This is a genomic window from Colwellia sp. E2M01 (assembly GCF_018860585.1).
In the GTDB taxonomy this organism is placed as follows: Bacteria; Pseudomonadota; Gammaproteobacteria; order Enterobacterales; family Alteromonadaceae; genus Colwellia.
In genome coordinates this window covers 50,747-73,828 of sequence record NZ_JAHKPR010000022.1, presented here as the reverse complement: position 1 = coordinate 73,828, position 23,082 = coordinate 50,747, and the positions used below count along the sequence as shown (strand labels likewise).

24 protein-coding genes are annotated in these 23,082 nt (G+C 36.7%); all 24 read left to right on the top strand.

All coding sequences use genetic code 11. The features are described 5' to 3' along the window. Nucleotides 1-59: 59 nt before the first annotated feature. Nucleotides 60-818 (top strand): flagellar type III secretion system pore protein FliP, encoded by a 759-nt coding sequence (gene fliP, locus KO502_RS04485; RefSeq protein ID WP_216021368.1) that lies wholly within the window; start codon nucleotides 60-62, stop codon nucleotides 816-818. 22 nt (nucleotides 819-840) lie between these two features. After that, nucleotides 841-1,110, top strand: coding sequence for a flagellar biosynthesis protein FliQ (fliQ, locus tag KO502_RS04480; RefSeq protein ID WP_216021367.1), 270 nt, complete (start codon nucleotides 841-843; stop codon nucleotides 1,108-1,110). A gap of 73 nt (nucleotides 1,111-1,183) precedes the next feature. Beyond that, nucleotides 1,184-1,966, top strand: coding sequence for a flagellar biosynthetic protein FliR (gene fliR, locus KO502_RS04475; protein WP_216021366.1), 783 nt, complete (start codon nucleotides 1,184-1,186; stop codon nucleotides 1,964-1,966). Beyond that, nucleotides 1,966-3,096, top strand: coding sequence for a flagellar biosynthesis protein FlhB (gene flhB, locus KO502_RS04470; RefSeq protein ID WP_216021365.1), 1,131 nt, complete (start codon nucleotides 1,966-1,968; stop codon nucleotides 3,094-3,096). The genes fliR and flhB overlap by 1 nt, the downstream gene beginning before the upstream one ends. Before the next feature lie 219 nt (nucleotides 3,097-3,315). Beyond that, nucleotides 3,316-5,421, top strand: coding sequence for a flagellar biosynthesis protein FlhA (flhA, locus tag KO502_RS04465; protein WP_216021364.1), 2,106 nt, complete (start codon nucleotides 3,316-3,318; stop codon nucleotides 5,419-5,421). A gap of 82 nt (nucleotides 5,422-5,503) precedes the next feature. After that, nucleotides 5,504-7,081, top strand: coding sequence for a flagellar biosynthesis protein FlhF (gene flhF, locus KO502_RS04460; protein WP_216021363.1), 1,578 nt, complete (start codon nucleotides 5,504-5,506; stop codon nucleotides 7,079-7,081). Nucleotides 7,082-7,137: 56 nt separating this feature from the next. Then, the gene (locus KO502_RS04455; protein WP_216021362.1) at nucleotides 7,138-7,980 is read left to right on the top strand and encodes a MinD/ParA family protein; all 843 of its coding nucleotides are present in this window, start codon (nucleotides 7,138-7,140) and stop codon (nucleotides 7,978-7,980) included. Nucleotides 7,981-8,038: 58 nt separating this feature from the next. Further along, a complete protein-coding gene (locus tag KO502_RS04450; protein WP_216021361.1) occupies nucleotides 8,039-8,758 on the top strand; it encodes an RNA polymerase sigma factor FliA in 720 nt (239 codons plus the stop codon). Nucleotides 8,759-8,923: 165 nt separating this feature from the next. After that, entirely contained in the window at nucleotides 8,924-9,307 is a 384-nt protein-coding gene (gene cheY, locus KO502_RS04445; protein ID WP_081967698.1) for a chemotaxis response regulator CheY, read from the top strand. A gap of 74 nt (nucleotides 9,308-9,381) precedes the next feature. Further along, nucleotides 9,382-10,125 carry a protein phosphatase CheZ gene (locus KO502_RS04440; RefSeq protein WP_216021360.1) on the top strand — a complete coding sequence of 248 codons (744 nt, stop codon included), beginning with the start codon at nucleotides 9,382-9,384 and terminating at the stop codon, nucleotides 10,123-10,125. Nucleotides 10,126-10,138: 13 nt separating this feature from the next. Beyond that, complete coding sequence (locus tag KO502_RS04435) at nucleotides 10,139-12,352, top strand: chemotaxis protein CheA (protein WP_216021359.1); 2,214 nt, start codon at nucleotides 10,139-10,141, stop codon at nucleotides 12,350-12,352. A 102-nt stretch (nucleotides 12,353-12,454) separates the two neighbouring features. Next, nucleotides 12,455-13,588: a chemotaxis response regulator protein-glutamate methylesterase gene (locus tag KO502_RS04430; RefSeq protein ID WP_216021358.1), complete on the top strand. Its 1,134-nt coding sequence runs from the start codon at nucleotides 12,455-12,457 to the stop codon at nucleotides 13,586-13,588. Then, complete coding sequence (locus KO502_RS04425) at nucleotides 13,581-14,327, top strand: flagellar motor protein (protein ID WP_216021357.1); 747 nt, start codon at nucleotides 13,581-13,583, stop codon at nucleotides 14,325-14,327. The genes KO502_RS04430 and KO502_RS04425 overlap by 8 nt, the downstream gene beginning before the upstream one ends. Then, the gene (locus KO502_RS04420) at nucleotides 14,324-15,304 is read left to right on the top strand and encodes a flagellar motor protein MotB (protein WP_216021356.1); all 981 of its coding nucleotides are present in this window, start codon (nucleotides 14,324-14,326) and stop codon (nucleotides 15,302-15,304) included. The genes KO502_RS04425 and KO502_RS04420 overlap by 4 nt, the downstream gene beginning before the upstream one ends. A gap of 138 nt (nucleotides 15,305-15,442) precedes the next feature. Then, nucleotides 15,443-16,213 (top strand): ParA family protein, encoded by a 771-nt coding sequence (locus KO502_RS04415; protein ID WP_216021440.1) that lies wholly within the window; start codon nucleotides 15,443-15,445, stop codon nucleotides 16,211-16,213. 19 nt (nucleotides 16,214-16,232) lie between these two features. Next, nucleotides 16,233-17,069 carry a chemotaxis protein CheW gene (locus tag KO502_RS04410; protein WP_252730507.1) on the top strand — a complete coding sequence of 279 codons (837 nt, stop codon included), beginning with the start codon at nucleotides 16,233-16,235 and terminating at the stop codon, nucleotides 17,067-17,069. An 83-nt stretch (nucleotides 17,070-17,152) separates the two neighbouring features. Beyond that, nucleotides 17,153-17,647, top strand: coding sequence for a chemotaxis protein CheW (locus KO502_RS04405; protein WP_216021355.1), 495 nt, complete (start codon nucleotides 17,153-17,155; stop codon nucleotides 17,645-17,647). 109 nt (nucleotides 17,648-17,756) lie between these two features. Then, the gene (locus KO502_RS04400; RefSeq protein ID WP_216021354.1) at nucleotides 17,757-18,224 is read left to right on the top strand and encodes a DUF2802 domain-containing protein; all 468 of its coding nucleotides are present in this window, start codon (nucleotides 17,757-17,759) and stop codon (nucleotides 18,222-18,224) included. Nucleotides 18,225-18,476: 252 nt separating this feature from the next. After that, the gene (locus tag KO502_RS04395) at nucleotides 18,477-19,205 is read left to right on the top strand and encodes a VacJ family lipoprotein (protein WP_252730506.1); all 729 of its coding nucleotides are present in this window, start codon (nucleotides 18,477-18,479) and stop codon (nucleotides 19,203-19,205) included. A gap of 108 nt (nucleotides 19,206-19,313) precedes the next feature. Then, nucleotides 19,314-19,778 (top strand): 6,7-dimethyl-8-ribityllumazine synthase, encoded by a 465-nt coding sequence (ribE, locus tag KO502_RS04390; RefSeq protein WP_216021352.1) that lies wholly within the window; start codon nucleotides 19,314-19,316, stop codon nucleotides 19,776-19,778. 44 nt (nucleotides 19,779-19,822) lie between these two features. After that, nucleotides 19,823-20,239: a transcription antitermination factor NusB gene (gene nusB, locus KO502_RS04385; RefSeq protein WP_216021351.1), complete on the top strand. Its 417-nt coding sequence runs from the start codon at nucleotides 19,823-19,825 to the stop codon at nucleotides 20,237-20,239. A 201-nt stretch (nucleotides 20,240-20,440) separates the two neighbouring features. Further along, a complete protein-coding gene (thiL, locus tag KO502_RS04380; protein ID WP_216021350.1) occupies nucleotides 20,441-21,403 on the top strand; it encodes a thiamine-phosphate kinase in 963 nt (320 codons plus the stop codon). 80 nt (nucleotides 21,404-21,483) lie between these two features. Continuing rightward, on the top strand, nucleotides 21,484-21,957 hold the full coding sequence (locus KO502_RS04375) for a phosphatidylglycerophosphatase A (protein WP_216021349.1): 474 nt from the start codon (nucleotides 21,484-21,486) through the stop codon (nucleotides 21,955-21,957). Nucleotides 21,958-22,838: 881 nt separating this feature from the next. Continuing rightward, a partial coding sequence (locus KO502_RS04370) for a hypothetical protein (protein WP_216021348.1) occupies nucleotides 22,839-23,082 on the top strand: 244 nt, incomplete at its 3' end.

Genomic DNA, 23,082 nt, shown 5'->3' with positions numbered 1-23,082 from the left:
TTATCTAACGATGACAACAAATATAAAGGTTACTTTTAAATAGGGAATATCAGCGAACCATGAAAAGTATTTCGTTCATTATAATTATTACTCTGTCTTTGCTTGGTTTGAGTTTTGGCGCTGCAGCCGAAGACTTATCGTTATCGGCATTAAAGTTGACAACAAACCCCGATGGCTCGCAAGAGTATTCCGTAAATTTACAAATATTAATATTTATGACCGCGCTCAGTTTTATTCCTGCTGCGGTTATTATGATGACATCATTTACTCGTATTGTGGTTGTGATGGCCATTCTTCGACAAGCTTTTGGTTTACAACAAACGCCTTCAAACCAAGTGATTATTGGCTTAACTTTGTTTATGACCTTATTTATTATGACGCCAGTTTATAATCAAATAGATAAAACGGCTATTCAACCTTATATTTCAGAACAGCTCACCTCGGTTGAGGCCATTGATTTAGCTAAAGTACCTCTACGTGCTTTTATGCTTGAGCAAACCCGCGTTAAAGATCTTGACACCTTAGCCGAAATGGCTGGCGTTGGTCCTGTAGCTCAACCAACCGACTTACCTATGACGGTTATTATCCCTGCTTTTATTATCAGTGAATTAAAAACCGCGTTTCAAATAGGCTTTATATTATTCATTCCATTTTTAATTATTGATTTAGTTGTAGCGAGTATTTTAATGGCAATGGGTATGATGATGTTATCGCCAATGATAGTGTCACTACCATTTAAGTTAATGTTATTTGTGTTAGTTGATGGTTGGAATTTAGTGATAGGTACAATCGCTACCAGTTACGGTATGGGTAGTTAGCTAAGTAAAAAGAGAGTAAATTATGGGTCCAGAAATCTATATAGATATGTTAGGTGACGCCTTATTGCTAGTGATTATTCTAGTTTGCGCTATTATCCTGCCAAGCTTAGCCGTAGGTTTGATTGTTGCAGTTTTTCAAGCTGCGACCTCAATTAACGAACAAACGTTAAGCTTTTTACCACGATTAGTTGTTACCTTACTGGCCTTGATTATCGGTGGTCATTGGTTGGTGCAAAAAATTATGGACTACACTATTCGGCTTATTTCCAGTATTCCAAGCGTAATTATTTAATAAGTCATTATTTAATGAATAATCAGTTAGAAATTCGTTACCAACACAGTCAAACAACGCGTAGTTTATAATTATGGAGTTTACCGAGTCAGTTATTAATCAATATTTAGCAGATTTTATTCTGCCATTTAGTCGTATCTCGGCATTGGTTATGACCATGATCGGTTTTAGCGCAAGAACTATTCCCGGGCGCGTTAAATTATTTTTATGCCTCAGTGTTACTGTTGCCGTTATGCCCGCTATACCGCCAGCTGCCGTTGATGATCTTTTCACATTAACAACCGCTATATTATTAGGGCAACAGATGATTATCGGGGTCATGCTTGGCTTTGTTACTGTAATGGTGGTTAATACGTTTACCCTTGCTGGACAAATTATTGCAATGCAATCAGGCCTTGGTTTTGCTTCATTAGTTGATCCTGCCAGTGGAATGAATGTGCCTGCTATAGGTCAGTTCTTTTTGATTTTATCTTCTTTGTTATTTTGGGTGATGGATGGGCACTTGGCTTATTTGCAGTTTGTCGTCGCCAGCTTTGACACTTTACCTATTCCAACAGAGCATTTATCAAGTATCAAATATCGTGAAGTTGTAGAGTGGGGCGGTTGGATGTTTGCTACGGCTTTATCGCTTTCATTAGCACCAATTACGGCAATGTTATTAATTAATTTTTCTTTTGGTGTTATGACTCGTGCTGCGCCACAACTGAATATTTTTGCTATTGGTTTCCCTATCACCATGATGGCTGGTTTAATTATTATGTGGTTAACTTTTGGTAACTTCTTTACTCACTTTGAACTACAGTGGCAACGTGCGCTTGACTTTAGTTGCTACCTCATTGACTGTCAGGCACCATAATGGCTGATTCAGATAGCGGTGAAAAAACCGAAGAACCCACGGCAAAAAAACTTACCGATGCCCGAAAAAAAGGTCAAATAGCCAGATCTAAAGACTTAGGTACTTTTTTTGTTTTAGTAGGTTGTGCCTGCGGTATGTTATTAGTCGGTGGTAGTCTAGCAAGTGCTATGGCTGATATGATGAGTCATTTGTTTAGCATAAATCGGCAAGAAGCGATGGATGTTAATGCCTTATTTAAAGTAATAAACGACGGCATATATCAAATTACAACGCCATTACTTTGGTTGTTTTTTATTGTAATGATAGCCGCATTTGTAGGGAATACTATGCTTGGAGGAATTAACTTCTCGTGGGAAGCTATGGCGCCTAAAGCTAGTAAACTATCACCAATGGCTGGTTTTAAACGTATGTTTGGTGTACAAGCCGCCGTTGAACTCCTTAAGTCAATTTTAAAATTTTTTGTCGTTTTTATTGTCGCATTTTTACTGCTCAGTGGTTTATTTGAAGAAATTCTAGGTTTAAGCCGTGAAACCATACCTGCTAACTTTGCACATGCCGTTAATATGTTAATGTGGATGTTTTTGGTTTTAGCTTTATCTATCGGTATTATCGTAGTTGTCGATGCGCCTTATCAAATTTGGAACCATACCAAGCAATTAAAAATGACTAAGCAAGAAATTAAAGATGAATACAAAGGCACAGAAGGTAGTCCTGAAAATAAAGGTCGTGTACGTCGTGCGCAATATGAAATATCACAACGTAGAATGATGCAAGATGTACCAGACTCAGATGTGGTTATTACCAACCCAACACATTTTTCTATTGCCCTTAAATACGATCCTGCAGGTAATGGGGCGCCAATAATGACAGCCAAAGGCATTGATGAAATGGCATTGCATATTCGTACTATTGCTAAAGAGCATCAAGTTGAAATTATACAATCACCTGCGCTAGCGCGTTCGTTATATTATACCGCGGAAGTAGGGGAAGATATCCCTGAAGAATTGTTTGCAGCGGTTGCACAAGTGTTAGCTTTTATTTTTCAACTTAATGAACATAAAAAAGGTAAAGCTCAAAAACCTACCCCTCTTGCTAAAAAATTACCAATCCCAGACGATTTTAAGTATTAGCAAATAGGGTTTAATCGTTTGTATTAAGCTAATTATATTTTTAATAATCGCGCGGTTTTATCTTTTCCTTTCCTCAAAAATCTAATGATTAGAGAAGTGTTAAAAAAGCGTTCAGACAAGTTAATACTAAGCCAATAATATATTTAAATGAGTCTGAATGTTATTGGTATAAGAATTGCTAATTCATGAGTACTGTCAAAAAAACATCATGAAGTAATAATGCAACAAATAGCCTCTTATTTTAATCAGTTAGATAAATCGAAACTACGTTATTTTAGTGGTTTAGGCACTCCATTATTAGTAATGGCAGCACTAGGTATGATTATTTTACCTATGCCTGCCTGGTTATTAGATATTTTATTTTCTTTTAACATCGCACTTTCTCTCGTTGTATTACTTATCACCGTTTATACCTTAAAGCCTCTTGATTTTGGCTCTTTCCCTGCTGTTTTATTAGTAGCAACTATTTTAAGGTTAGCACTTAACGTTGCCAGTACTCGTGTTGTTTTACTCGAAGGTCATGAAGGCCCTGAAGCTGCAGGTAAAGTCATTGAAGCTTTTGGTTCAGTGGTTATTGGTGGCAACTATGCTGTAGGTTTAGTGGTATTCCTTATCTTGATCATTATTAACTTTGTTGTAATAACTAAGGGTGCTGGACGAATCGCCGAAGTAACAGCACGCTTTACTTTAGATGCAATGCCGGGTAAGCAAATGGCGATTGATGCTGACTTAAATGCGGGCTTTATTACTCAAGAACAAGCAAAAGAACGCCGTACTGAAGTAACTAATGAAGCTGATTTTTACGGCTCTATGGACGGTGCTAGTAAATTCGTAAAAGGTGATGCAATTGCCGGTATTTTAATTTTATTCATCAATATTATTGGTGGCTTAATTATTGGCATGGTGCAACATGACTTATCGTTTGATAGTGCCGTTGAAATATACACACTGTTAACTATTGGTGATGGCTTAGTAGCACAAATTCCAGGCTTATTATTATCTATTGGTACTGCAATCGTTGTAACTCGTCAAAATACTTCTGAAGATATGGGCGAGCAGGTTAGTAGCCAATTAGGGCAAGAGAGATCTCTTTATATTGCTGCTGGTGTAATGCTTATTATGGGTGTTATTCCTGGTATGCCACATTTTGTATTTATTTTATTTGCAGCCATTATCGCAGCTACCGCTTTTATGGGAGCAAGAAACAAAGTAAATAAAACTAATGAATTAGCGCAAATAGCTCACGAAGAGCAAGCATTAAGCCAACAAAAAGAAGAAGAAGTAAAAGAACTAGGTTGGGATGATGTTAACCACGTAGATGTGATTGGTTTAGAAATAGGTTACCGTTTAATTCCTCTTGTTGATAAAGCGCAAGGTGGCGAGCTATTAAGTAGAATAAAAGGCGTTCGTAAAAAATTATCACAAGAATTTGGATTTTTAGTACCTGCAGTGCATATTCGCGATAATTTAGACTTAGACCCAAACAGTTACCAAATATCATTAATGGGCGTAGTGGTTGGTACTGCACAAATTCGACATGATCAAGAGTTAGCCATTAATCCGGGTCAAGTTTTTGGCTCACTTGAAGGGGTAGCTACTAAAGATCCTGCTTTTGGACTTGATGCCACTTGGATCCAGAAAAATCAACGCGACCAAGCACAAACACTTGGTTATACGGTTGTTGACTCGGCAACTGTATTAGCTACGCATTTAAGCCAAATACTAAGTAATAATGCATCACAATTATTAGGCCATGAAGAAGTCCAAAATTTATTAGATTTGTTAGAGAAAAATTATCCGAAACTTGTCGAAGGTTTTGTGCCAAATATTTTGACACTAGGTACGGTTGTTAAGGTACTACAAAGCTTAATGAATGAAGGTGTAGCAGTGAGAGATATGCGTTCAATTGTGCAAACATTGGTGGAATACGGCCCTAAAAGCCAAGATCCTGAAGTGCTTACCGCTGCCGTTCGTATTAGTTTAAGAAAATTTATTGTGCAAGACCTTGTCGGTGGTGCACCAGAAGTACCCGTCATAACTTTGGCTCCAGAATTGGAACAGATGTTGCATCAGTCTATGCAAATGGCAGGAGATGATGGTGCCGGTATTGAACCGGGGTTAGCTGAACGCTTACAACAATCATTAACTGAAGGAGCTAACCAGCAAGAAATGGCTGGTGATACACCAATACTTTTAACATCAGGTATTTTACGTCACGTTTTAGCTAAATTTGTTAAACATACAATACCTAGCTTACGTGTTATTTCTTATCAAGAAATACCAGATGATAAGCAAATTAAAATTGTTAGCGCTATAGGTCAGTAAAATTAAGTGCAGCAGTAATAACTTGTTTAATAAAAGTATCGGGTTGTTAGCTATAATTCATAGTTGAAAGTAGAGGTTGGATATGAAAATTAGACGTTTTGTTGCCAAAGATATGCGCACAGCATTAGCTGAAATTAAAAATGAACTTGGCGTTGATGCAGTGATAATGTCCAATAAAAAGATCCCAGAAGGGGTCGAATTAATGGCTGCTGTGGATTATAACCAATCTGTTCCTACCGCTCAATTGGCTAATAAACCAATACAAAGTGCAAATAACACAGCAAACGAGCATCGTGAAATTAGTAACGATGTTGTTAGTCTTGGTCAAAGTAGTGCCGGAAGAGCTAACGCTGAAGCTGCGCAGATGGAAAACGCTCAAAACTTAACAGCGACAGACATAAATGCAACAACTCATGAGTCAAGTATGAGTGAAACTGTGCAAGCACCAGCAGATAGTTTATCTGCCTTACTTGGTCGTCAGGTACAGCAAGCACCCCAACAAGCAGCAGCTGTATCTAACTTAGATGAAGGCTCCATTGAGCAGCAATTGAAAGATTTTACCGATCGTCTTAGTCAACCTAATGTTGAGATGGCAACTCAGTCACAACAGCAAGCAACTTATAATCAAAGTGACAGTGATGATATTACTGCAAATGTTAAGTCATATAACTCAGCAACTAGCGACAATAATCAAGGCACAGGCGTTAGTGATAATGCACAAGTCTCTTCACAAGAATTTAGCAAAATGCAGCAAGAGATGGCCTCTATTCGTTCATTACTTGAACATCAAGTATCAGGTTTAATGTGGCAAGACATGGCGCAAAAAGATCCGCAACGTGCAGTGCTAGTAAATCGCTTACTTGCTTTAGGATTGAATGATCAAATTGCCGATCAAATTGCCGGTTATGTACCTGAGCAATCACATGAAGCAGAAGCGTGGTCGCAAGCTACTCAACTTATTGCTAAACAAATTAATACTACTCAAAATGATATTATTAATCGTGGTGGTGTTGTCGCTTTAGTGGGGCCAACAGGTGTCGGTAAAACAACAACTATAGCTAAACTTGCTGCAGGTTTTGCTCAAGTTCATGGTCATGATCAAGTGGCGCTTATTTCTACTGATACCTTTCGTATCGCAGGTTTCGAGCAATTAGCAACGTATGGAAAAATCATTGGCTGTCAAGTCAGTTTAGCTAAAGATAGCCAAGCATTAGATACCTTGTTACAGCAATATGCGAAAAAGAAATTAATCTTAATTGATACCGCAGGAATGGGACAACGTGATATGCGCTTGGCTGAACACTTAACCGCATTAATCTCTAATTCTCGTGTAAGAATTCGTAATTATTTAGTGATTGCTGCTAACTCTCAACAAGGCGTTATGCAAGAAAATGTAGATCGCTTTAAAAAAGTCCCTTTGTCTGGCTGTATTTATACTAAACTTGATGAAAGTATTAGTATTGGTGAAATAATTACCACTTCTATCCAAAATGGTTTACCGATTGGATATCTTACTGATGGACAAAGAGTTCCAGAAGATATTAAAGTTGCAAATGCTGAAAAATTAGTTACTCTTGCAGATAAGATGGCAACAAAGTCAGTTAACAACAATGTTAGTGTATCTCGACCAATGCCTGTTGCACGAGCAGCAATAGCTTAATATGCTAAATTTTGAGCTAAAATATATAACTAGCAGCATAAATTAGAAGTAATAAAATGATAGATCAAGCGAGTGGCCTAAGAAAAATGCAAGACCTACAGCAAGTTAAAGTGGTAGCTGTTTCAGGAGGAAAGGGCGGTGTTGGTAAAACAAACACGTCACTTAACACTGCAGTTGCCTTAGGACAACAAGGTAAAAGAGTATTAGTACTTGATGCCGATTTAGGTCTGGCCAATGTTGATGTTATGCTCGGTTTAAGAGTAAAACGTAACTTATCACATGTATTATCAGGTGAGTGTGAACTTGATGATATAATTATTGATGGACCCGCAGGTATTAAAATTATTCCTGCAACCTCTGGTTCACAATCTATGGTTGATTTAACACCAGCAGAACATGCCGGGCTTATCCGTGCTTTTAGCGAAATGCAAACACAGTTTGATGTATTGATTGTTGATACCGCAGCCGGCATTTCTGATATGGTATTAAGCTTTACTCGTGCTGCACAGGATGTGATGTTAGTGGTTTGTGATGAACCAACATCAATTACTGATTGTTATGCATTAATGAAGTTACTAAGTCGTGATCACGGCGTATATAAATTTAAAGTCGTTGCTAATATGGTTCGTAGTTCTAAAGAAGGGCAGCAACTTTTTGCCAAATTAACCAAAGTAACGGATAGGTTTCTTGATGTCGCATTAGAATTAGTCGGTGTCATACCGTTCGATGAAAATATGCGTAGATCTGTGCGTAAGCAACAAGTGATAGTAGAAGCTTTTCCACAATCACCCGCAGCGATAGCCTATATTGACTTAGCAAATAAAGTGAGCAAATGGCCAATACCTAAGCAAGCTTCAGGGCATTTAGAGTTCTTTATTGAACAGCTACTAGCAAACTAAAGCCTTAGCATATTAAAATCTAACCCATTTAGCCTACCTTAAATGAGAGCGAGAATACGTGGTAAAAGCGAATAGCTATAATAGCCAAATAGATAAAACGTCTTTGCTTGAACAACATACTGTTTTAGTTAAACGTATTGCTTATCATTTATTAGCAAGATTGCCCGCGAGTGTTTTAGTCGACGATTTAATCCAGTCGGGTATGATCGGCTTATTTGAAGCCGCTAATAATTTTGATAACAGTAAAGGTGCTAGTTTTGAAACCTTTGCAGGAATTCGTATTAGAGGCGCAATGCTCGATGAAATGCGTCGAGGTGATTGGACACCTCGTTCAGTTCATAAAAACAGCAGAATGATTAGTGAAGCGATTAAGCAACTAGAGTCAGAATTAGGCAGAGATGTTTCAGATGTTGAAGTTGCTGAAAAACTTGATATTTCATTAAATCACTACCATCATATGTTAAGTGAAGTTAGTTCAGGAAAAATACTTGGAATTGATGATCTTGGTGTTAGTGAAGATGCCATTAAAATAGGTGATGAATCCCTTGGCAATGACCCCTACCAAAATATTGAACACAGTGCATTTAAAAAAGGACTAGCAGAGTGCATTAAGTCGCTACCAGAAAAAGAAGCTTTAGTATTGTCGTTATATTATGATGAAGAGCTTAACTTAAAAGAAATAGGTCAAGTACTTGATGTAAGTGAATCAAGAGTTAGTCAAATACACAGTCAAGCAATGCATCGACTTAAAGCACGTATGAAATCTTGGCAAAGTTAGTTAAACTAGCGCATATTCAGTAAAAAGAATAAATGAATACTAGTTAATAATGTTTACTGTTAATCACAAATTATTTGAATTAACGGTAAATTACAGTAAAAATATAACTACCTACTTAGGTAAAAGATAAACCAATTTATTTAGAATGTTTCTCCGGAGGGTGCCTTGGATAAAAATATGAAAGTACTTGTTGTTGATGATTTTTCAACGATGAGACGTATAGTAAAAAACTTATTGCGCGATTTAGGATTTACCAATATTCAAGAAGCTGATGATGGTAGTACTGCCTTACCTATGCTTCAAGGTGGTGATTTTGATTTTGTGGTAACCGATTGGAATATGCCAGGTATGCAAGGAATTGACTTATTAAAAGCTATTCGTGCTGATGCTAGTTTATCGCATATACCTGTTTTACTTATTACAGCAGAGGCAAAAAAAGAGCAAATAGTTATGGCAGCTCAAGCAGGTGTTAATGGTTATATTGTTAAGCCTTTTACAGCCGCAACATTAAAAACTAAGTTAGATAAAATTTTTGAGCGCTTAGCTTAATGTGCGTACTTTAGCTGATCTAATACATACAGCTAAAGTAAGGTTTAAATAACTTATTGTATTAAGGACTTTGCATGAGTATACCCACTACAAGTCGGATCTCGTTAGAGCAAGCAAGATCTTTGGTTGATCTTTTAGAGTCGGGAAAGCAAAAAGAAGCCGATGCTATCATTTCTGGTATTCAGAGCCCTATTAACTCTGAGCTGTTTGCTGAAATTGGTAAGTTGACACGACAACTTCATGATTCTTTAACTAATTTTCAAGTAGATTCCAGGTTAAATGATTTAGCTAAAGCTGATATTCCCGATGCTAAAGAACGTTTGAATTATGTCATTACCCGTACTGAAGAAGCGGCAAATAAAACAATGGATGCTGTTGAAGCTATTTTTCCTGTTGTTGATACTATTTCCGATCAAGTTGCTGCGGTAAATCCGTCATGGACAAAGTTAATGAATAACGAATTAAACCTAACAGAGTTTAAATCGTTATGCCTAGATATAGATACGTTATTAAAAAACACAGGTAAAGAAACACGCCATATACATGACTTAATGACTGATGTGTTAATGGCACAAGACTTTCAAGATCTTACTGGGCAAGTAATTCGTAAAGTTATTGAATTAGTGATAGAAGTTGAAGAAAGTTTAATAAATATGCTGACAGCTTTTGGGTTATCAACAGAATTGGCTAAAGATAAAGAGACTCCTAAAGTAGGTGAAAATCTTGTTGAAGGACCAATTGTTGATACTAAAAAACGAGATGATGTAGTAGAAGATCAAGATGATGTTGATGATCTTTTATCAAGTTTAGGATTTTAAGGGGAGTTACTGCATGTCTTTTGAAGCAGATGAAGAAATTTTACAAGACTTTTTAGTTGAAGCGGGTGAAATATTAGAATCGCTCTCAGAGGAGCTCGTTGAACTCGAAAATGACGTAGATAATGCGGAATTATTAAATTCAATCTTCCGCGGCTTTCATACTGTTAAAGGCGGGGCTGGCTTCTTAGGGTTAAGCCATTTAGTTGACGTATGTCACGGTGCTGAAAATATATTCGACTTATTGCGTACTGGTAAGCGTTCGGTTAATGCTGAGCTAATGGATACTATTTTATCGGCATTAGATACCGTTAATGATATGTTTGTCTTAGTGCAAAATAAAGAAGAGCTTGAGCCCGCAGACCCTAATTTACTTGCCGAACTACACCGATTAAGTAAACCTGAAAGTGAAAGCACTGAAAGTATCACTCAAGACATTGACGTTGCGCCCGTAACGAGCAATGACGTTCTGGACGCTTATGAAGAAGAATCAGCAGTAGATGATGACGATTCAAATGATGAGATGAGTGAAGAAGACTTTGAAAAATTATTAGATGAATTACATGGCTCAGGTAGTATGTCGGCCTCTCCTACTATTGAAGATGATGTTGTTCAGCCAGCAGCTGCAACGCCATCTAATATTGATGATTCTAGTGATGAAATTTCAGATGATGAGTTTGAATCATTACTTGATGAATTACATGGTCAGGGGGCATTTTCAACGGATACCTCGTCTACAACAAATAACGATTTAACTAGTTCAAGTGATGACATTGACGATCTTGAATTTGAAAAACTTTTAGATGAACTTCATGGTAAAGGTAATGCTCCTAAAGCGAGTGCGGCTGACTCTTCAAATGATGTTGATGAAAAGGTATCTGAAACCTCTGCTAACTCAACTCCTGCGCCTAAAGTTGAGCCTATGAAAGCAAAACCGGCACCTGTAAAAGCAAGTGCCGCTAAAAAATCAAGCAAAGCTTCAGCAACAAATATTGCAAAAGATAGTGCCAAAAAACCAACACCACCGCCAGCTCCTCCAGCTGAAACAACCGTTCGAGTAGATACCAAAAGACTCGATCAAATCATGAATATGGTCGGTGAATTAGTTTTGGTGCGAAACAGGTTAACCAGCCTAGGTTTGGTTTCAGACGATGAAGATTTAACAAAGGCGGTAACTAACTTAGACTCGGTTACTACCGATTTACAAGGGGCTGTTATGAAAACACGCATGCAGCCAATTAAAAAAGTTTTTGGTCGCTTCCCTCGAGTTGTTCGTGATTTAGCACGTAGCTTACAAAAAGAAATCTCTTTGATTTTGGAAGGTGAAGAAACCGATTTAGATAAAAACCTAGTTGAAGCACTTGCCGATCCGCTAGTGCATTTAGTGAGAAACTCAGTAGATCATGGTATAGAAGCCCCAGATGTTCGTGAAGCAATGGGTAAACCACGAGAAGGAACTGTGTTACTTTCCGCTTCGCAAGAAGGTGATCATATTCTACTAACCATTAAAGATGATGGTGCTGGGATGAATGCTGAAAAACTAAAAGAGATTGCCATTGAACGCGGAGTACTTGATGCTGACTCCGCTGCTCGTATGTCAGATAAAGAAGCGTATAGCCTTATTTTTGCACCTGGCTTTTCGACCAAAACTGAGATTTCAGAAGTCTCTGGTCGTGGCGTTGGAATGGATGTTGTTAAAACTAAAATTACTCAATTAAATGGTACGGTTAATATAGATTCAGAGCTAGGTGTTGGCACAATACTTGAAATAAAAGTACCGTTAACATTAGCTATTTTACCCACATTAATGGTGGTCGTGGGTAAACAAACATTTGCTTTACCATTAGCTTCTGTTAATGAAATATTCCACCTTGATTTATCAAATACGAATAGTGTTGATGGACAGTTAACTATCATTGTACGCGACAAAGCTATCCCGTTATTCTACTTAGACCAGTGGTTAATTCGTAATCATGTTAAAAAATCACATGATAAAGGTCATGTTGTTATTGTACAGCTGGGTAATCAGCAAATAGGTTTTGTGGTGGATAGTTTAATTGGCCAAGAAGAAGTTGTTATAAAACCGTTAGATAGATTACTACATGGTACACCAGGTATGGCTGGTGCAACAATTACCAGTGATGGTGGTATTGCATTGATTTTAGATATAGCGAATTTACTGAAGTTTTACGCTAAAAAATCACCTGTAAATATGAAGTTACGCAGTTAATTTCAAGCGTAACTTATCTAGGTAACTACGTTGATCGTTAATTTTTATATGTTGAAAATGTCATATACATAACGTGAATAGACACGTTATCAGAGAGGTTAAATGGCCTACAAGGTACTTGTTGTTGATGACTCAAGCTTTTTCAGACGAAGAGTTACAGACATTTTAAATAAAGATCCGCAATTAGACGTTATTGACGTAGCTGTAAATGGCAAAGAAGCTGTTGAAAAAGTTATTTCGTTAAAACCTGACGTGATCACTATGGATATAGAAATGCCAGTGTTAAACGGTATTGATGCCGTTAAACAAATTATGGATAAATGCCCTACAGCAATCCTTATGTTTTCATCATTAACACACCAAGGCGCTAAGGCAACAATAGAAGCTCTTGAGGCCGGAGCATTAGATTTTCTTCCTAAAAAATTTAGTGATATTGCAAAAGACAGTGATGAAGCAGGTAACCTCTTACGCCAACGTGTCATAGGAATAGCACGCAAACCTAGGTTTATGAAACCTAAGTTGGCAGCAACAATGTCATCAAGTTCAGCTTCCGCAAGAACGAGAGAGGTACCAGCAAGTACAACTGTTAATAGTACTAGTGTGTCTGCAAGTGCTTCGGCTAACATATCTAAAGGAGTGACTCGCAGTTCAGGAAAAGAATATAAGTTAATGGCAATTGGTACTTCTACAGGTGGTCCCGTAGCACTACAACAAATATTGACAAATTTAGATCAAAACTTCCCTCTACCTATTATAATTGTGCAACATATGCCTGCGGCTTTTACTGCAGCATTTGCCAGCAGACTTAATAAGTTATGCAAAATATCGGTTAAAGAAGCTGCTGATGGCGATGTATTAAAGCCGGGACATGCCTATTTAGCTCCAGGTGGTAGGCAGATGATTATCACAGGTAATGAAAATGCTGGGAAAATAAAAATACTTGATGATGATTCCCCCAAAATAACATTTAAACCGAGTGTAGATATCAGTTTTGGATCTGCAGCAAAAACATTTGGCGGTAAAGTGCTCGGTGTTATATTAACGGGTATGGGATCTGACGGAAAAGAAGGCTCTCGAATGTTAAAATCTAAAGGTGCTACTATTTGGTCTCAAAACGAAGATACCTGCGTTGTTTACGGTATGCCGCAAGCAATTGATAAAGCGGGTTTAACTGACTTGTCATTACCTTTAGAGTTGATGTCAGCATCAATGATTAAGGAAGTTTTTCGTGGATAAGTTAAGTATTGTCGGCTTATTAACTGCTATTTTAGCTATTTATATTGGCTTTAGCCTTGATGGTGGTCATCTTTCTGCATTATTTGAACTACCTGCATTTATTATTGTCTTTGGCGGCACTCTTGGTGCCATTATGTTGCAATCATCGTTAGTTCAGTTTAAACACGCACTTTCATTGTTAAAATGGATATTTTATCCGCCTTACTATGATATGGAACGTGGTATTATTGAAATAGTGACTTGGTCTACCAAAGCGAGGGAGTCTGGTTATCTCGCTTTAGAAGATACGGCATTAGAAATAGAAGATACTTTTACTCAAAAAGGCTTAAATTTACTTGTTGACGGTACCGAACTTGATAACTTACGTGTCACTTTAGAATTAGATTTAGAACTATATCGAGAGCATAACCTACGTTCAGCCAATATTTATGAAGCGATGGGTGGTTATAGTCCAACAATTGGAATTCTTGGCGCTGTACTTGGTTTAATTCATGCGATGAGTAATTTAACTAATCCAGACTTATTAGGACAAGGTATTGCAACAGCCTTTATAGCGACTATTTACGGGGTTGGTTTTGCAAATCTTTTGTATATTCCTATTGCTAATAAAATTAGAGCCATCGTGCATCAACAAACGTTATATCGCGAAATGGTTTGTGAAGGGCTAATCGCTATTGCTAATGGTGAAAACCCTCATGTTATTGAAAATAAACTATCGGCATTTAGGTTAGCGCAATGATCCGTAAACGTCAGAGAAGAGATACTACTGAGCATGACAATGTTCACCGTTGGTTAATTTCTTATGCTGATTATATGACCTTAATGTTTGCCTTATTTGTTGTTTTATATGCTATGGCAATGGTTAACGAAAACCCTTTTGAAAGTATTACCGAATCTTTTGGGCGAGTCTTTCAGGCTGATAATGAAAAGTCTAAAAACCGTGGGCATGGCGATGGTCTACTAATGGTTAATACTTCGAAAACTAACAAAAAAATTTATGGTAATGGAGTGTTAGAGATTGCTGGGCCAGAGCTACTTGATGATGAAAAAAGTCTTTCAAATATTTCCGATGCACAAGTAGGTAGTAATTTATCTTCCCTTGAAAAAGAACTTCACAGCGCTTTATATGATTTAGTTGAATCTGGTTTTGCCCAATTACAAATAGATGGTGATTGGCTTGAAATCGAACTTAATAGTGGTTTGTTATTTCCAAGTGGCTCAGCATCAGCTACCAAATCAGCAGATGTTATTTTAAGTGCAATTTATGGTGTCGTAGGCCAAGGAACAAACTTTATTCGTATTCGTGGTTATACAGATAATGAAACGATTAGTAATGAAATATTTGCATCAAATTGGGAATTGTCAGTATTTAGAGCGACAAATATTTTACACATTTTAGAAAAACTTGGATTAAATCCTGCGCGTATGGCCATTGAAGGTTACGGTCAATATTACCCCAGTGCAGATAATTTAACTGAAGAAGGAAGAGCCAAAAACAGAAAAGTAGTTGTGGCTATTTCAAAATATGGATTAGACAAGCAGGATTTAGTTGATACACCAACCATCAACTTGAAAGATATAGGCAATGTTAATCCAGAAGAGCAGGGCAATAAGCCAAAATCAAAAGTTGAAATGCCTGAAAGTACAGATAAGATAAAAGTGATTCGCTTAGATAATGGTGGCATTAGAATAACGACTCGCTCGGAAAGTGAATAACATTAGATTTATAAAAGTTAATTCTGTAGCTAAGTATCAAGATTTACAAAGATTAAAATAGCTAAAAATATTAAAGTGGTATGTAATTAGCCATTTTTGAGAATAAATAAAGTTAACGAAACTAAGTGAGTAATGCTCTTGATAGTGTGGACTGTAGCAAATCAAAAAGGTGGTGTTGGTAAAACCACTACAACTATTTCAATTGCAGGCATACTCGCTGAGCAAGGGCATAGAGTGTTGTTAGTTGATACTGATCCTCATGCTTCATTAAGTTATTATTTTGGTATCGAATCAGAAGATCTAGATCTTAGTGTGTATGAACTTTTTAGCCAAGTATCATCTAGGGAACAAATTCTACAAACCTTGTGTCCAACTAAATACCCTAATATTGATATTTTACCCGCGACTATGGGGCTGGCAACTTTAGATCGTTCTATGGGGGCGAAAGGCGGTATGGGGTTAGTGCTTAAAAAAGCAATGCAAAAAGTAGCGGACTGTTATGATTATATATTAATTGATTGTCCACCTGTGTTAGGTGTACTTATGGTTAATGCTTTAGCAGCTGCTGATAGGATTATTATTCCAGTACAGACTGAGTTTCTTGCCTTGAAAGGACTTGATCGTATGATAAAAACAATGGAATTAATGCAAGGTGAACAAACAGAAAAATTTCAATACACCATAGTGCCAACAATGTTTGATAAGCGAACTAAAGCTTCTATTTTAGCCTTTAAAAAATTGCAAGAAATTTATACTAACAAAATATGGCCAGGGGTTGTTCCTGTTGACACTAATTTGAGAAATGCTAGTTCAGCACAACAAGTACCTTCAGATTTTGCGCCTATTTCTCGAGGAACCTTAGCGTATAAAAGTCTATTAAGCTTTTTAAAGAAACAACAAGCGAAGTAATTATGAGGTTAAATGCGAGATGAGTAAGTCGTTATCCGCTAGTAAAAATGTAATGAGAACTTATTTATCAGAGTTATTAACAGATCCTGATGTAAGTCATGAATTAATAAAGCAACGTACGGTTAAACAAGCGTTTAATAAACCACTCGCGCACAAAGAAAATAAATCCTTAGAGAAGCTTTTAAAAACTGTTAGTGAACAAAAAGAAGTTGATGTAAATAAAGAAATAGCTACAAAAAACAATAAACCTCAGCCTCATCAACTGAAAGAGCCTTTAACGCCAGCTCTTTCTCAAGCAATAAGCAATAAAGCGCAAGATAAAACTAAGTTAACAACTGAACATAACGCATCTAGTGTTATTGAAAATAACAACAATGAATTAGCCAAACTTAAAGAGAAAAGTTATAGACAAGGTAACTTTCAAGCGATGTACTTTGATGTCGCTGGTTTACTTATTGCGGTTCCTTTAATTGAATTAGGCGGTATTCACAAGGTTGATAAAACAACAAGTTTAATGGGAAAACCTGATTGGTTTAAAGGCGTTATGCTGCATCGGGAAGAGAAAATTAATGTAGTCGATACCGCTCTATGGGTTATGCCAGAAAAATGTGACGAAAAGTTAAAAAATTCGCTAAACTATCAGTATGTTATTATGTTAGATGAAAGTCAGTGGGGGTTACTTGCTGAGAACTTAGTTGATACAGTAGTATTATCTCAAGATGAAGTGAAATGGCTAGATACCAGTAGCAAAAGACCATGGTTAGCAGGTTTGGTTAAAGAAAAAATGTGTGCATTACTTGATGTAAGTGCGTTAATTGACTTGCTAAATAAAGGCAGTGATATTAACCAAAAATAATAAATTATCCCTGTCTATGCTAAGTTAAGCTAAGCTAATAAACATAGACAGTTTAAAAGTAAGTAATTTAAGAGGCGAATAATATGTCTGATATAAGACGCAGTACAAGTGATAAAGCAGAAGCAAACGACGAAGTATTACAGTGGGTTACCTTTAAGTTAGAAAATGAAACTTACGGTATTAATGTAATGCAAGTACAAGAAGTTTTACGATACAGTGAAATAGCACCCGTTCCAGGCGCACCACTTTATGTACTTGGTATTCTTAACTTACGTGGTAATGTCGTTACCGTTATTGATACCCGATCTCGTTTTGGTTTAGAGCCTTGTGATATTACTGATAATACGCGTGTTGTTGTGATTGAGTCAGAAAAACAAGTTATTGGTATCCTCGTTGATAGTGTTGCTGAAGTGGTTTATTTAAAGTCGTCTGAAATAGATATTGCACCGAATGTTGGTAACGAAGAAAGTGCTCAATTTATTCAAGGTGTTTCTAATCGTGATGGTGAATTACTTATTTTAGTTGATTTGGATAAATTATTATCTGATGATGAATGGGATGAACTAAAGCAGTTTTAGTCATTTTATAAAGTAAAGTATATAAGTTAAATTGCGTTAAAGTAAAAGTCTGTCATTCAGGCTTTTTCTCTTTAAAAATAGACTAAATTTATTAAGGCACATGGTACCAATGTCATTATTAGCTATTCCTATTATTGCTATTTTAGCGCTATTTTTAGTGTTATTAATGAGTACTATTTTTTTTATTCGTTTAAAACAACATAAAGAAAAATTAGCGCTGTTAGACGCGCAAGTGCAAAGTACTTTACTTCTCATTAATGAACTACAATTAGTCAATGATAAAGCTCAACAGCAAGTAGCTCTTATTAAAGCTAATTACGAACAAGAAACCTTTGAAAATAATCAAGTCTCTAAACAATTAGAGCTTCGTATTAAAAACCTAACAAACCAAGTTGTAGAACAAGAGCAGCGCTTATTGCAATGGCAAGAGAACCAAGGACAAGATAAGTTTTATAACCGAGCCTTTAAGCTTGCAGCTAAAGGTGCAGACGTTGATGAAATTATCAATGAATGTGAATTACCACGAGCAGAAGTTGAAATGTTACTTTCGGTATATCAACAACGAAAGCGCAGTTAAGCGTAATCTAATACCCATTCCGATAATTTTTTGGTCTAGCTGTGCGAAGGGAAAATATTTAAAGAACTACCAACATCACTGTCATAAGCCTTAAAAACTTAAATAAAAATTTTTTAGACTAACACTATTCACTCAAATTTTCTTTTCATGCTAAACTGCTTTGTTTTCAAATCGATATTTAATGCCAAGGATAAAGCTATAGTGAGCTCTGTCATAACGTCCATTTTCAGACCATTATTAGTTACGCTAATAATGACACTTTCTGCGTGCTCTTCTACACCAGAGCAACAAAACAACGATAATCCCCCTACGGTGGGTGACTCAAGAGATCCCTTAGAAGTTATTAACAGACCTTTTTGGACGTTTACTTGGGATTATGTAGATAAATTTATTGCAAAACCAGCATCCGAAGTTTACACCACTTATACACCACCATTTTTACGTTCTGGTTTGTATAATATGGCATTAAACTTAAATGAGCCTGCTAGTGTTATTAATAACTTATTACAACTAAAGTTTACAGATGCCGCAAAGAGCACAGGTCGTTTTGTACTCAATTCAACTATTGGTTTATTAGGATTTTATGACCCTGCAAGTGACTTTGATTGGTCAGGTGATCAAGAAGAATTCGGTGAAGTACTTGGTGTATATGGCGTTCCTGATGGTCCATATTTGGTGATTCCAGCCTTAGGGCCTAGCTCTATTAGGGAAGAAGTAGGCGATTATGTTGATGGTTTATATTGGCCTCTTGCCGTAATTGATTTTTGGCCGAACATGGTACGGTTAGGTATCATAGGTTTAGAAAAAAGAGCGGCAATTCGTGATCAAGAACAACTACTACTTGAATCTGAAGATCCGTATTCACTTATTAAAAATGCTTATTTTCAAAATATGAATTATAAAGTCCATGATGGCTCACCTCCTATTATAATCAATGAAGCTCAAGAAGCAGAGATAGACGCATTACTCGATGATTTTTGATGAATTTTATTTCTATGAAGCAATAATCTAATAAACGAGTACCTAAGCGGGTCACAATTTGTTAGAATTGCGGCAAATTTTATAGACACACTATATTGGAATTATTAAATGAATATTATTGAAGGTTCGTTTGAAGCGAAAGGCAAAAAATTCGCTATTGTTGTATCACGTTTTAACCACTTTATTGTTGACAGTTTACTTGAAGGTGCTATCGATGCACTTAAACGTCACGGTAACGTAAATGATAATGATATCACTGTTATTCGTGTACCAGGTGCTTATGAATTACCATTGGTTGCTAAAAAAGTTGCAGCTAAAGGTGATGTAGATGCCATTATTGCCATTGGTGCTGTTATCCGTGGTGGTACACCTCACTTTGATTTTGTTGCGGGTGAAAGTAACAAAGGTCTAGCGCAAGTTTGTTTAGATTCAGGTATTCCTGTTTCATTTGGCGTGATCACGACTGACTCTATTGAGCAAGCTATCGAGCGTGCTGGTACTAAAGCTGGTAATAAAGGCGCTGAAGCTGCACTAGGTGCATTAGAAATGGTTAATGTATTAGCACAAATCTAATTAGCTAATTAATTTACTATCTTAAAGAAAAGTGAAAACATATTTTGAAACCGTCTCCTAGAAGAAAAGCCCGTGAGTTAGCTGTACAAGCTGTATATTCATGGCAAGTTAGCCAAAATCCAGTTAACGATGTTGAAGTTAACTTTATTACGGATAACAGTAAACGTCGCTTTGATATTGAGTACTTCCAATTATTATTACGTGGTGTAACGGGTAATATTACTGATATCGATTCAGCAATATCTCCATACGTAGATCGACCACTTGATGATATTGACCAAGTAGAGAAAGCGATATTACGTGTTGCCGTTTTTGAATTAAAAGACTGCACTGAAGTGCCTTATAAAGTTGTTATAAATGAAGCGATAGAGTTAGCTAAAGCTTTTGCAGCTGATGATAGCCATAAGTTTGTCAACGGTGTATTAGATAAAACCGTTAAAATAATTCGCCCTCAAGAGTAGTTTCTACCTAGTAATCCAAGTGATGAAAAATGTCACTAACATCGTTCATAACAGCAATATGTTTTTATCAATATTGTTTTTAGTTATAACCTTGTTAGTGATTTATTATGTTTATTCCTTTGGTTCTATTTAGGTTAACTATACTAAAAATTCATTGGTATAACGGAATAATATCAATACATGTGTAAGTAAAGGTTTAGTATGAAAGAATTCGAGCTAATTAAGCAGTTCTTCAGTAAGCAGTCGGTCAGTCGAAAGGATGTAGTACTGGGTATCGGAGACGATTGTGCTGTTTTAGCACCGATTGAAAATCAAAATATTGTTGTTACCACAGACACTTTAGTTGCCGGTGTACATTTCCCCTTAGATACAAATCCCAAAGCTATTGGCCATAAAGCGGTTGCTGTCAATTTATCTGATATAGCGGCTATGGGCGCTAAGCCTAGCTGGATATCTTTAGCAATCACCGTACCAGAGGTTGATGAGGCATGGTTAGAAGCCTTCAGTGAGGGGGTTTTTGAGTTATGCGAATTTTATAACGTACAGCTTATTGGCGGTGATACCACTCAAGGGCCATTAAGCATTACTATTACCGCACAAGGTTTAGTGCCCAAAAATAGCCATTTATCTCGTTCTGGTGCTAAAGCTGGTGATTGGTTATATGTTACGGGCAATTTAGGTGATGCAGCGTTAGCGTTACAAAATATTTTAGGCAAAGCAGAAATAGACCCTGAGTTTACTGACAAAATCAGAAGTAAACTTGATTACCCTAAACCAAGAGTTTTAGGTGGACAAATATTACGTGAGTATGCAACGTCCGCTATTGATCTTTCAGACGGTCTTATTGCTGATTTAGGGCATATATGCCAAGCTTCAAATGTTGGCGCTAATGTTGTGCTTGATGCAATACCGCTCTCTACTATTATGCGCAATAGCTTGTTAACAGAAGATGCTATTAATCTAGCGTTATCGGGGGGTGATGATTATGAATTATTGTTTACCGTTAGCGAGGACAATAAAGTGGGTATGGAAACAGCAATGTCTCATGCTGCGATCCCTGTAACTTGTATTGGCCAATTAAATGCCTCACAAACTATTTCTACAACCTTAAACAATAAACCTACACCGATTAATACTGTTGGTTTTGAGCACTTTAGCGAATAACACCTTTGTTATTCGTTATATTTATCCCTTAGATAGTGAGTTAATTGACTCACTTTATTAACTTATTGAAAAGTATTGATATGCCAGGTAAAAATAGCCATGTTCAGTTTAAGCTTACAGATCCTATTCAATTTTTAGCGCTAGGTTTTGGTAGTGGTTTAGCACCTAAAGCTCCTGGTACCTTTGGCACGCTGGCAGCTGTTCCATTATTTTTATTGATGAGTGGACTCACACCATTAAATTACGCATTACTAGTATTACTTGTTTGTATCACAGGTGTTTATATTTGTGGCAAAGCCGCAAGTGATGTTGGCGTGCATGATCATGGTGCTATTGTTTGGGATGAGTTTGCTGGCTTTTTTATTACTATGTTTATGGTACCGGTAAGCTGGCAAAGTGTACTGATAGGCTTTATTTTATTTCGACTTTTTGATATTGCTAAACCTTGGCCAATATCAATAGCAGATAAAAAGCTAACCGGTGGTTTTGGTATTATGTTTGACGATGTGCTGGCAGGTTTTTTTGCTCTGGCAATAATGCATATTATTTTTTAACATTCTGATTTATAAATATTTCATTAAATATGTTTCCTTTAGAGATCTAAAGTATGTGCTACTTTAATCTGAAGGATTCCCACAACTTTTTGTACTTTTAGTTCCTCCTCATATCTGATTGCATCCTTAATTTCTATGCTGCCGCGGTGGCGACGACACCAAGCAAAATAATAGGATACCGCCTCCGTTTATACCCCGGCTTTTAACTCATTTGGAGTTGCTACTTATACCAAGTCCGTTAAATTACTGATCACCTGTACTGGTTAAAATACTTAAATCCTACGTTCCTTTCAATCGCAATAACCAGTTATTGACGCGAAATTTGCCTTGCTTATTTTACCAAGGAACTTAAAGAAACTATTAAGCTGGCGTGTTAGATAAAATAATATTGTAAATTATTTCGATAGGTTAAAAGTATCTTACTGTTGCAACCTAAGAAGTTATTGACTCACGTTATTTTAAAGACGCAATAGCGTTTCTATTTTAAACAAATAAATGTATATAATATTTACAATTATTGTATACTGTTAACAATTGCGACTTAGGTTTTACAATTATATATCCTATGTATTGATATTAGAGTTTAAAAAAATAGGCGTTTCTGATCTTGTTATAGCTTAAATTAACCGAATGGTAGTCGTTTGAGGTTTTGACTCTAGCCTCCATATTCGTACAAGTCATTACACGTCTCATTTCTTTAATTGTTTCGGTATTGAACAACTTGTTGTAAAAGTAACTTCTAAAGCTCAACAGCCTCTAACTTTATCAAAAAAAATTAACAATAATAAACAGTAATCGGTGCATTTTTATGTGCGAGAGTATCTCGTAATAACGTCTAATTGAGTTTGGGGTCATAAATTTGCATACATTACGGAGTCAATATGAAAAATAAATTTTTACTCGTCTTGTTAGCGCTGACAATTTTTCTGGGCGGGTGTGGTGGCTCTAATAATGAACCTAGCAATAAACTAATCGATGATGGAATTTCTGATAGTGAAACTCCAGAATTACCTGATCCCACACCAGATCCGACACCTGAGCCGACACCAGATCCTACGCCAGATCCGATACCTGAGCCTACGCCAGATCCGACACCTGAGCCTACACCAGATCCGACACCTGAGC